The following is an 11,623-nucleotide window of genomic DNA, read 5'->3' as shown; positions in this document are numbered from 1 at the left end:
ATTTGATATAGATTATTTTAAAAAAATCAATGATATATATGGACATAGTCAAGGAGATCTAGTTTTAAAAGGGATTTCAAATATTTTAAAAATAAGAGTTTCTAAAAAATATATTGTTTCTCGATATGGTGGAGAGGAGTTTTTAATAATAATACAAAATATAGAAAAAAATGAACTTATGGATTTAATAGAGAAAATAAGAAAGGACATAATGAGATTGGAACTCATAGAAGATAGAGTAATAACATCCTCTTTTGGAATTTTTTATGGAGATTTAAGGGAAAAAAGTGATTTGAAAAATGCTTTAGAAGAGGCAGATGAAAAACTTTACAAGGCAAAAAAAATGGGTAGAAATCGTATAGAAAGCTAGTTAATATGTACTTACTTTAAAGTAGGTTATTTTCATAGGAAAAAAAATATGATATATTTATTTCACAAGTGTGAAACAATTTTAATTTTATATGGGGCAAAGTAAGGGAAACCTTATGACGCAAAACTAGAGGGTCTTTAAAATGATAGCCAGTTGCAAAAAACTTATAATTAAGTTTAATGCAATCGGCTTTTTTTATATTTGTTTTTAGGAGGGGTTTTATGGTAGGAGTTCGCTATCCTTTTGAAATGACATTTAAAATTTTTAAAAGAAAATGGAGCGTACTTATTATATGGGAATTGAATCAAAAAAGTTTAAGATTAAGTGAATTAGGGAGAATTTTAGAGGGATGTAATGAGAAGGTATTAATTGAAACTTTAGATAGTTTAATACAATACGATATTGTTAAAAAGAGATGTAATGATGGATACCCAAGGTATGTTGAATACTCTTTAACCTCTTTGGGCAAAATGATTGTGCCAATTTTAAAAGAGGCAGATAATTTTGGAAAGAAATATATAGAGAATCTAATCGATGAAATATAGATATAAGGGTGTGAAAAAATGCTAAGAAAAGTAACTGGATTATTGTTTATCATAGGAATGATGGCATTTGGATTTGAGTTTGGACCACTTGGGTTTGATAAGCGAATTGATACAGGTGAGGGATATGGTGAGTTTACCTATACCAATTCAGGGGATGAGGTAGTGAGATATAAAATCAATATATTCAGTACAGGTAAAGAAAATGATATCTCCAAATATGTTAGTGTCTATCCTAAAATTTTAACAATAAAACCACAGAGTAGTGGAAAGGTAAAAGTTTTTGTGGAAGCTCCCCCAGTTTTAAAAAAGGGGATATACAGTTTTATGATAGGGAGTGAAAATGTTTCAATTCCTTTTTTACAAAAAAATAAAAAGGGTAAAATAGCTCCAGCAGTTTCTCTAAAAACCTCTGTAGGACTGGAAATGCAGGCTTATGTAGGAGAGGTGGGAGATACATTTGAAATATCCAATGAAAAAATAGTGAAAAGAAAATCTGATAAAGGAAAAACAGATAATTACTATGTTGCAAAATTAAAAAACACAACAGGTAGAGGGTATGAAATAGGAGTGGGATTTGTGGATTCTGCCAACAGCCTAATAGATGTTGAAGCCAGAGGAAGAATAAATAATAATGGTGAGTTAAATATAGATATAAAAATACCGTCATTGGCCAAAGAATTAGTTTTCTATGATTATAATAATCAAGTTTTTGTGGGACAGAAAATTATTTTAAAAAATGTAAAAAATAATCCTTAAATTGAGGGGTTTTTTAATAATAGAAATATTAGGAGGAGTAAATTATGAAAAAAGTTTTATTTGGTTTATTAGCAGTGACTGCAGTTGCGTTTGGGGCAAATCCAGGAGATTCAGTTCCAACAAGTACTAGTGATGCAGGAAGCGTAGGAGTGCCACTGGAAGTTAGAGTAACAGTTTTACCGAAGGGACCACAATTGGTATTGGTAGACGAAAATAATGTTTTAATCAAAAAATTAAGTTTTGATCATGGAAATATGGTTGCAGGATTAAGTTCAGAATCAGTTATAGAAAAAGAGGTAAGACTTATGAGAGCAGATGGAAAAGCATTTGCAGATAACTCTACAGACACTTATAAGGCTAAATTTGAGGCTACAGACTTAAATGGTAATGAGATAGCAGGGAACAACGGAACGCTTAAATTAGACGGTCACGCGGCGGCTAGCACGAAATCAATCGAGTCAAAATTAGCATTTAGAACTGGGGAGATAGCAGTGCTTCCAACTGACACTATGGTTATGACAAAAGTTCAATCAATAGTTCCAGCTTTACCAGGAGACCAAGCTTCTGGACTATATGTTGGATCAGGAACATTTAAAGCTACATTGACAATGAAATAATTAGTTAAAATCTAAAGGGTAGGTTAACTACCCTTTAGTTACAGACATAGTGAAATGAGGAGAATTTATGTTAAAAGTATTATTATTTTTGATTTTTTCAATGAACATATTGGCCTATACAAATATATCTCCATTGAATTTTGATGAGAGAATCGATGGAGAAGGTGGTTATAAGGAGTACACGCTTTTTAATACTACAAAAAATAGATTGACTTATAAAATTTATCCAGAAAAAATTCAAGACACTTTTGATATGAGTAAGTGGGTTGAATTATACCCAAGGGTATTAACTTTAAAACCTGGGGAAAGTAAAAAAATTAAGGTTTTAGTAGTAGCACCAGATAATCTATCAAAAGGGGAGTATTTAACTAATCTATGCATCAAAGAGATTGAAACTCCAGGTGAACAAAGTGGAGATGTAAAGATTTTTACAAATTTAAAAATTGAGTTAGCTGGATATGTTGGAGATATAAAACCTATTTTAGAGATAGAAAAGATTGTTAAAAACAATAATACTATTAGTATAAATTTAAAGAACAAAGGGCTTATAAGGGGGAAGTTTGAGCTATATCTACAAGAGGATAAAGAGGAACTTAAATATTTAACAACTGCTAGGATTTTTAAAGGTGAGGAAAAAGTGGTAAAAGAGAGAGTCCCAAAAGATATCACTTTCCAAAAAAAGACTAAGTTAGTGGTTTTAGATATATGGGGGAATAAAATTAGTGAAAAAAATATAAATTAAGGGTGGATAGGTTATGCATTTGGGAAAGTTAGTGAGTTTTTTATTTTTTTGTATAATAAGTGTTTTTATATATTCAAATGATTTGGAAGAGGGAGATCTTAAAAGACTTTATGAAGAGGGATTGATTACAAAAGAGGACTATGAAATTCTGTCGGATAACCTTCAGCACTCAGATGGAGACTATCTATATGAGTTAAGAGTCAATGGTGAACTAAAATCTAAAATATATAAAGTTATATTGAAAAACAAGAAAAACTATTTTCCTTTAAAAGAATTTTTTAAAGATATCAATTTTATTAATTATAGTTTTCAAGATAAAAAACAAATAACATTTTATTTGGGTGATACATTAAAAGAGGTTAAATTGACACCTACAGAGTTAAAAATTGATGGTGAGAAAAGAGTAGAGCTAACGCCAGAATCACTGATCTATGAGAGTGATGAAGTCTACTTGGAGGAGGAAGTTTTTAAAGAGATATTTTTAAAAAGTTTAAAAGTGGATAATGATAGTTATAAGATCTACATGTATCTTAATTTTTTATCACCTGATTCAATAGCTATTCGTCTTCAAAGAACAAAGGAGGAACTTGAAGAGGAAAGAGATGAAAATATTTTGTCCTATACAAATAACCCTAAACTATTTGAAGTGGGATACTTAAGAACTCAATTCAATCAAATTTTTACTAAGAATAAGGTGGATGGTGATAGATTTAAAAAAGATTGGGAATCCACTTTAGAATATCAAGGAGCAGCATTATATGGTCAGCTAACCTCAACTTATGATGTTAGAAATCAGCAATTTGAAGATATAACCCTTAGATACAATGAGATATGGGAATCACATACCTTGGAGTTGGGCAGCTATAGTGCTGGAAATGGTAAGGCGAGAGAGCAAGGGCTATCTTTTAAAAAGGATAAAGGCTATATAATAACCTCAAATAAAACCTATATACTTAAAGAAAATGTTCCAATTGGAAGTAGAGTAGAACTTCTATATATGGGATTTCCTATTGATGTTAAGGACTCTGAAAATGGAGTTGTGGAGTTTCAAAATTCAGAGATAAGAAGTGATAGAGAGTATCTATTAAAAATATATGAACCTTCTGGGAAAATAGAGTTTAGAAAGATAAATACAACAAGTGATTACAATCAGCAAAATAAGGGTCAAATAGAGTATAACATAGATATAAGGGAGCATGACGAATCAGGAAAAGTAACAACAGACTCAAGAGTATACTATGGATTAACAAATAATATAACAACTGGGTTAGGGTACAAAAGAGAGATTGAAAAAATAAATGACAGGTATCGATACTTAGAAAGTGGAAAGTTTGAGTTAATCTATAATGATTTTTTATTTAACTACCCATATGTTTTAGTGGCTGAAGATGGAAGAGTTTTCAATAGTATCTATGATAAGCAGAGCAAAAGAGATACTAAAGACAAAAACATCCACACATTTAAGGGTCAAATAGATATAAATAAGATTAGGTTAAAGGCAGAGAACGAAAATAGAGATAGATACTATTCAAATAAAAGAAAAAATAGCTATAGCATTGAATATAGACCTTTTAGTGGAATGGAGATTGAATATGAGTATGAAAAAAAAGAGTATTACAAGGAATCAGCAGAGAATGATTCAAAGTTTACTACAACTTACTCTAAAAGTTTTAAAAATATTCTTATTTCAGCTGAATATGAAAAGTCCTTAAAAGAGGAGGATAAATATACCCTGAATATGTATTATAGCGGATTTAGATCATTTACTACTAGATGGGAGAATAGATGGGAGAATAATGGAAAGGATTTTGAGACAGCATTAACCCTTTTTAGCAGTAGCAATAGAATGTTAGATTATACTGTGGAAGCAAGATATTCAGAAAAAGATAAGGATATGGTAACTTTTAAATTTAATTTAAAATATGATAACTGGTTTAACTTTGATAGTTTTGTAGATAAAAAAGGAAATCAAGAGTACAAAATAGGAATTGATAGAATAACTGATTTAAAAAATCCAAAGGAAAAGATAGAAAATATAGATAGCAGTAGAGTTAAAGTTATAACTTTTATAGATTTGAATAACAATAATATCTTGGATGATGGAGAACCGAGAATCGATAATGTAAAAGTAAAAATTGGAAATAAAGAGGTTACAACCAATAAAAAAGGTGAGGGAGTTTTTTATGGAATTCCAAACCATGTGACATATAATTTGAATCCAGTGATAAGAAAGCCATCATTTGTCTTAGGGAATAATAGGATTAAAATAAAAGGGCGAACAAGTTCAACTTTAGTGGCATATATTCCAGTAAAACCCCTGTTGACTTTAACTGGAATTATAAATATAGATTCCTCATTGAATAAAACTCAAAAAGAGAAGATGGTAATGTATAGTGAACTGTTGATAAAAGTAAAAGATTTAGATGGAAAGGTTTTAGATATGAGTATTCCAGATGAAACAGGGGTGTTTGAAATAAGTGGACTATTACCAAAAAAATATTATCTGGAAGTTGCATATTTAGGAGCAACCTATAATATTGGTAAATTGGATAAAATTATTCAACTAAGTTATTTGGACCCAGTAAAAAATAATCTTTTTGCCTTTAATGTGTATAATAATTCAATCTATCTAAATGAAGAGGAGTATTAAAGTGATAAGAAAAACAATCAGATATATTTTTATATTTCAAATTTTATTTTGTAGTGTCCTATATGGTGAAGTCATAAATATCGATAAAATTCCAAACTTAGGAGATGACATAAAAGTGCCAGAGCTACCCACTGAGGATATAGATGAAGTTGATAATCAGGGAAATGTTATAGGAAGAAGAGTTTTAGAAAAAAATACGACAGTTTATCTAGAGAGTAGGGTAAAGGTTTTTGTTCCTTTAGAGATAATGTCAGATATTGATATAGAAGCTCTTGTGATAGATGACCAAAAATTGAAAATTCCATTTGAAATAGAGCTAAATAAGGTCCCTGAAAAGCAGGATTACTATAGATTACACTATAGCGAAAAAGAGATTGATATAGACTCAGATGGACAGATAGATACCTATATCTACTCATCTCCTTTTATAAATACAAGAATATTAAAAGATAATATTCTCTATATAGATGGGGAAAAAATCTCTAAAGAGGGGACTTTTAAAAGGAAAATCTATATGACTATTGAGGTGAGGGAGTAAAGCTATGAAAAGATTGATTATATTGCTATTTATGTTGATAAAAAGTATTGGATTTTCAGAGATCAATATAAAAATATTTGAGCCCATAAGGTTTAAAGAGGTTTCCACAAGGGAGTTAGGTTCAAATAAAGTGATTGGAGTGGGAATTTTAGAGATATCAACAGATAATTTAGAGATGGATAAAGATAAAAAATTGAAGTTTAATTTTCCTAAAAAGGGATTGATGACAAATAGAAAAAAATGGGTAAAGATAGATGAGTATAGGTTAGAGACACAAAATAATGATTTTATAATCACTAAAAAAATAGAGCAGATTAAAGTGTTTGCAATTTTAGATAAAAGAGATATTGATAATGGAGAGGAAGCGGATGTTATTGAGGGGGATTATGTGGGATATGTTCCCATTATAATCTCTCAATATAGCAAGTTATCATCTTAAAGGGGAAGAGAATGTTAAAAAAAATATTTTTGATTTTTCTAGGTTGGGTCTTAATGATAAGAGGACAGGATTTAAAATTTGATTTAATAGAGATAGATGAAAATTTGGTTGTTGTAAATATTTCAAAACTTACAGATGATTTAAAAAATGAAAGTACAGAGAATGAATACCCATATCATAGGGTAGTGCAGGGAGATTACTTATCTAAAATAGCAAAGATTCACGATAAGAAAACCAAAAATTTAGTAAAAATAAATGAACTAGAGAATCCAAATTTAATCTATCCAAGGCAAAAAATATATTTGGTGAGAAAGAGACATTTGAACTTAAAGGATATTCCAGAGTATTACACGGTAAAAAAGGGAGAAAATTTAATATCTATAGCTGTGGAGTATGAACTAAATTGGAAAGAGTTAAAAAAGATAAATAATCTAGAAAATATAACAGATATTTATCCAGGTCAAAAAATAAGATTGAGATAATGATAGAGAGGTAAAATATTATGAAAAAAACAAAAAATAACTTGTACCAAATATTGCTAATCTCCTTATTTCTATTGATATTTCAAAATATTTTTTCCACTAGAGAGATTCCTCATACAATTATTAAAGAGAATCCTAAAAAAGAGGTCACAGAGATTAAGACCATAAAAAAAAGGGAAAAAGATGCAGAACTTAACTTAACAATTACAAAAGTAAAGAGTAAAAATATAGATGTAAAAGTTGATTTTGAAAGAAAAAAGATGTTTGCTATATTGGAAGAGTTAGGGGAAGGGGATAGAGTATTTATTGTTGATAAGTTGGAAGATATTCCTAACTCAGCTACGAATTCAGGAAGAAGGGCTCTAAATAGAATAAAAAATATGAAAACTTCTTCAAATTTTAGATTTGAAATTTTTAACTTAAAAGCTAGAAATAACTATAAAAAATTGGAGATAGATTATACTCAAATGCCAAAAGATATGTTTATTGGTATAACAGGAACAGATTATAAATTGAAAAAAATCTATAAAAGCAACTATGTAAATTATGACACTCCTAAAAATAACAGTGTAAATATAAAACTTTGGCTTTTTGGTGAGGATTTGGATAGATTGACTAACTTAATTATAAATCCATCTAAAAATGGGTCAGGGAATATAATGATAAGATCTAATAGTGACTATAGTCATCCTGAAGGAGCTTTGGAACACCCAAATTTACACACCGTATTTGACATAAGTGGTAGACCACTGTCCTTTGATTTTGAAGATAGTGACACCTTAGAGATAGAGAATGCCTCTGGAATATCGGGAGTTATAAATAATCAGGGGAGTTTTTATAAAACTAGAAATAAATATGTTGAGTTTTCAATGCCAGGTTATCGAGTAAAGAGCAGGGTTTGGAGTGATTACTCTGGAGTTGAATTATCTCTTGAGAAATCAGGGGCAGGAGATGGATATATAAAGTTTACACTAGTTCAAAAAAATTCATCAAATGAGATAGTTCAAAAAATTAATTTTGAAATTTTTATAAATAATAAGGATTTTAAAGAGTATTTTCAATTTAGAAGTTTTTTAACTCAAACAAGATTCTATAGTGAATATCTAAATAGATATAATAAAATTACCCTGGACAATGATATAAAAAACTTTATCTCAGATTCGTTGAATATAGAAGCTATAAATCCACATGAAATAGAAAAAAGATATGGAGAAACAGGAAATACAGAGATATATAACTCTACATATCCAATGAGATATAGTGCATATGGATTCGGTGTCTCCTCAAATAAAAGGATTAACGCCAAGATATATTCAACAGAGATGTATATAAAAGATGAGTGGTACAAGAACATAAGTAGAACGGCACAATTTTTTACATCTGATGGAATAGAACTAATCTATGGAAGCGGAAAAAGAAGAGTTCCAGTGAGAAGTAGATTTGGATTATATGGAGATTGGAGAGAATCAACAGAGATACTGAAAGGGACTTTGAAAGGATTACCAATATTGAGAGTGCCTCTTGATAAAAACAATGTAAATGGATTTCCTGTAATTGAATTTGAAGGAGGTACAATAGCTTTTAAATTTGTTCAATCTAGAGATGGTTTTACAATATATGCCAATGGGAATAGAATAAAATATGTGGAGCGATTAGATAACTCTTTAAACTTTAGGTTTGATGGAGTGGAGTATGGAATGAAACATATGTATGATGACAGTGGTTATAGACATTATTATCTAACGATAGAGAAAATGGAGTTAAGAGCGGAGGATAGAAACTCAAATATAAAGGGAATAGATCATCAAAGCTGGACAGAGGTTTCAAAGGAAAATAGAATAAAAATTCCAAAATTTAATCCTCGTATACTCTTGAATAACTATAACTCATCAATAAATGAGAATATCTATAAAGTTGAGGATGTGAGTTCAAAATTTATAGAAAACATAGGTAAAAAAAGCATAGATTTAGGAAGTGTATATTTTTACCAGATGAAAACGGATATTTTAAGACAAAATAGCTCTAAAAACCCAAGGATAAAATTATCTAAAAATGTGTATCTAGAAGCGGAAAGCAGTGTGAGTAACAGGGTGATAGAGGCAACACTGAGTTTTAAAAAGAACAGTAAAATAAGTGAAATGGAGATGGATATATCGGGAAGCATCGGTGGGGGAAATGGAGAGAATATCTATTTAAATCTTTCAGAAGAGGAGTATAAAAAATTCATTTTAAATGGTGGAGATGTAACATATAAGTTAAAAGTTAGAAATGATGAAAATATATCGGATATTATTTTTATTGCAGATAAAAGCCCTTTTGGAAACAGTGTCTATAGAGAGTTCAAAGAGGAACTAATAGATAGTGTAACAATAAAAACAAGGGAGGTTACTCCTTCAGGTGGAGAGATTATATTTAAAGAGAACACACCACTATTGAAAGAAAACTATTTTTATCTATTGGGAAACAATATAGAATACAATAGAATACCTACAGATGGATATAATTATAATCAGACAATATCTTTTAATGGATTTGTGGACCACTATAAATATGCTTTAGGGAAACATAATATAGAGATAATTGACGCTTCAGGAAAAGTGATTAGCTCAATCATAGGAAGCAGTGGAAGTGGAAGCTATTGGGAGAATATAGATATAGGAGATGGAAATAAAATATCTATATCCTATGGAAAAAATGATTCTAAAACTTATATAGCACTTTCTAACTGGAATTTTGAGAGAGCTTCAGGAAGAGTTGTAATTAAACATTTTTCTGGAGCAACAGAAAATGTAAGTCAGTATTATAACTTTAGTTTTAAACTTCCTAAGTTTAATCCGTATGTTTATTACAATAGAAACTATGATTCCCTATCTATTGATATTGGGGATAAAATAGAAAAGAATATCCAAATGGGAGTCAATAGAATCGTATTGGGAAGCGTAGCTACAAATAGCTACAATACAGATATAACAAAACATGAGAATGGAGATTTAAGAGATTATGAGGGGCTTAGAATAGTGGGAAATAAAAGTGTTTCAATAGTTGAGGAGGAGACGGGGATAGAATATCCTCAAAAAGGAAGAATACTTTTACTAGATTCCTCAGAAAATGAGGTTATGGATAACAAAATAATAGGGGCTAAAAAATATGCAAAAGTTATTTTAGAAATTCCAGAGGATTTACCGAGAAATAAAAACTATAAAATATCGTCATCAGCTGGAATTGATACATTATTTTCTGTGGAAAATAACTATATATTAAAAATAGGAAGAACCAAATATTTTAAAGAGATCATTAAAGAGATTAGATTAAAAGGGGATTTATTGTTAAAAGGGGAAAGCAGTTTAAAAATAACGGCAGATTATCAAACTGGAGAAAAGATAAACTTTAAAACAATAACGTATAACAATTTAGAGGGATTACAGTTGAAAGAACCCATACCAAGAGGAGTATTTTTAGAGGATACCCAAGGGCACGGAGTTTTAAAGGTAGAAAATGGAGATAGAGTATACATAAAAAAAGGTAATGGAAGTTTAGAAAACATTGGACAGATTGGTAAACAGGGTAACCTAGAAAATAGGACAATAGAGCTATCTAAGAACAATAAAATTGACATATTTTTTAAAGATGGTTCATTGGGTCTAGTTATGAAAGAAAGAGTTCTAGGGGGAAAAGTTGAAGATAGTCTAGAATTAATAATTGAACGAAATAAGAAAAATATAGTGGAGCATAAACTAAAAATTATCCTACCAGAATCTTGGTTTATTATAAGAGAAAAAACTGCTATTGATTTTGGAAATGTTCCTGCTGGTACTAAGAATCGTAGAGGAAGTGGAGATATTCGAATAGAGGCATCAAAAGGATTAAATATAAACAATATCGGATATAAACTGGAAGGGAATGTGGTAGACTTAAAACCTACTAAACCTCTGTATGATTCTAAGGTGCCATTGACAGCTAATATTATTGATTCCTCTTTAAACGAGACAAATGTATCCAATGAATACTTACTGAATATTGATGCAAAAATTGATGTTTCAACAGAGGCTCAATTGGGAGAGCAAAAAGGAGTCTTAGAGATAACCATTTTTGTAAAGGAATAGATGAGGAGTAGATGATGAAAAAAATTTCCATACTGATTATTTTATTGATTATTACAGTGGAAGCTGTGGGAGTTGATATGCTTAAATTTAGCCATGACTCAAACTATAAAATTGGAGAGTTTAAAGGCAAGGTTGCCAAATTTTTATATCTAAATAAATATGGAATAATATCAGATAGTGGAGAGATAGTAATCTCTCCAAAATTTGATAATATAAAGGTTTTGGATATAAGTGATAGATTTTTAGTGGAAAAGAGCAATAGATGGGGAGTTATTGATAAAAATGGAAAAATAGTTATAGATTATGAGTATGAAGATATTAACTTATTAAAAAATAAAAACTATATGGTAAAAAAAAATAACAGATGGGGAGTTATAAATG

At 29.8% G+C, this 11,623-nt stretch carries 11 protein-coding genes and 1 riboswitch; all 11 genes read left to right on the top strand.

The features are described from left to right. Window positions 1-370, top strand: a 370-nt coding sequence (locus ACMOUI_RS12400; RefSeq protein WP_418966005.1) for a GGDEF domain-containing protein, incomplete at its 5' end; no start/stop codon positions are given. Window positions 371-455: 85 nt separating this feature from the next. Continuing rightward, window positions 456-531, top strand: a riboswitch (cyclic di-GMP riboswitch). 60 nt (window positions 532-591) lie between these two features. Continuing rightward, window positions 592-915, top strand: coding sequence for a winged helix-turn-helix transcriptional regulator (locus ACMOUI_RS12395; RefSeq protein WP_418966004.1), 324 nt, complete (start codon window positions 592-594; stop codon window positions 913-915). An 18-nt stretch (window positions 916-933) separates the two neighbouring features. Further along, window positions 934-1,671, top strand: a complete 738-nt coding sequence (locus tag ACMOUI_RS12390) for a hypothetical protein (RefSeq protein WP_418966003.1) — start codon at window positions 934-936, stop codon at window positions 1,669-1,671. Window positions 1,672-1,715: 44 nt separating this feature from the next. Next, the gene (locus tag ACMOUI_RS12385; RefSeq protein ID WP_418966002.1) at window positions 1,716-2,288 is read left to right on the top strand and encodes a hypothetical protein; all 573 of its coding nucleotides are present in this window, start codon (window positions 1,716-1,718) and stop codon (window positions 2,286-2,288) included. A 67-nt stretch (window positions 2,289-2,355) separates the two neighbouring features. Continuing rightward, window positions 2,356-3,030, top strand: coding sequence for a hypothetical protein (locus ACMOUI_RS12380; RefSeq protein ID WP_418966001.1), 675 nt, complete (start codon window positions 2,356-2,358; stop codon window positions 3,028-3,030). A gap of 19 nt (window positions 3,031-3,049) precedes the next feature. Further along, on the top strand, window positions 3,050-5,680 hold the full coding sequence (locus ACMOUI_RS12375; RefSeq protein ID WP_418966000.1) for a hypothetical protein: 2,631 nt from the start codon (window positions 3,050-3,052) through the stop codon (window positions 5,678-5,680). Window position 5,681: 1 nt separating this feature from the next. After that, window positions 5,682-6,218: a hypothetical protein gene (locus ACMOUI_RS12370; RefSeq protein ID WP_418965999.1), complete on the top strand. Its 537-nt coding sequence runs from the start codon at window positions 5,682-5,684 to the stop codon at window positions 6,216-6,218. A 4-nt stretch (window positions 6,219-6,222) separates the two neighbouring features. Then, window positions 6,223-6,657 (top strand): hypothetical protein, encoded by a 435-nt coding sequence (locus ACMOUI_RS12365; RefSeq protein ID WP_418965998.1) that lies wholly within the window; start codon window positions 6,223-6,225, stop codon window positions 6,655-6,657. Window positions 6,658-6,668: 11 nt separating this feature from the next. Continuing rightward, entirely contained in the window at window positions 6,669-7,139 is a 471-nt protein-coding gene (locus ACMOUI_RS12360; RefSeq protein ID WP_418965997.1) for a LysM peptidoglycan-binding domain-containing protein, read from the top strand. Window positions 7,140-7,159: 20 nt separating this feature from the next. Further along, entirely contained in the window at window positions 7,160-11,242 is a 4,083-nt protein-coding gene (locus tag ACMOUI_RS12355; RefSeq protein WP_418965996.1) for a hypothetical protein, read from the top strand. A 14-nt stretch (window positions 11,243-11,256) separates the two neighbouring features. Further along, window positions 11,257-11,623, top strand: a 367-nt coding sequence (locus ACMOUI_RS12350; RefSeq protein ID WP_418965995.1) for a WG repeat-containing protein, incomplete at its 3' end; no start/stop codon positions are given.

Origin of the sequence: Cetobacterium sp. (assembly GCF_048470075.1) — a bacterium.
Lineage (GTDB): Bacteria > Fusobacteriota > Fusobacteriia > Fusobacteriales > Fusobacteriaceae > Cetobacterium_A.
This window is presented reverse-complemented; position numbering and strand designations above follow the sequence as displayed.

What these genes read in the sequence shown, in the direction of transcription:
- ACMOUI_RS12395 (WP_418966004.1), top strand. Translation starts at nt 592, where the DNA reads ATGGTAGGAGTTCGCTATCCTTTTGAAATGACATTTAAAATTTTTAAA.
- ACMOUI_RS12365 (WP_418965998.1), top strand. Translation starts at nt 6,223, where the DNA reads ATGAAAAGATTGATTATATTGCTATTTATGTTGATAAAAAGTATTGGA.
- ACMOUI_RS12355 (WP_418965996.1), top strand. Translation starts at nt 7,160, where the DNA reads ATGAAAAAAACAAAAAATAACTTGTACCAAATATTGCTAATCTCCTTA.
- ACMOUI_RS12390 (WP_418966003.1), top strand. Translation starts at nt 934, where the DNA reads ATGCTAAGAAAAGTAACTGGATTATTGTTTATCATAGGAATGATGGCA.
- ACMOUI_RS12360 (WP_418965997.1), top strand. Translation starts at nt 6,669, where the DNA reads ATGTTAAAAAAAATATTTTTGATTTTTCTAGGTTGGGTCTTAATGATA.
- ACMOUI_RS12385 (WP_418966002.1), top strand. Translation starts at nt 1,716, where the DNA reads ATGAAAAAAGTTTTATTTGGTTTATTAGCAGTGACTGCAGTTGCGTTT.
- ACMOUI_RS12380 (WP_418966001.1), top strand. Translation starts at nt 2,356, where the DNA reads ATGTTAAAAGTATTATTATTTTTGATTTTTTCAATGAACATATTGGCC.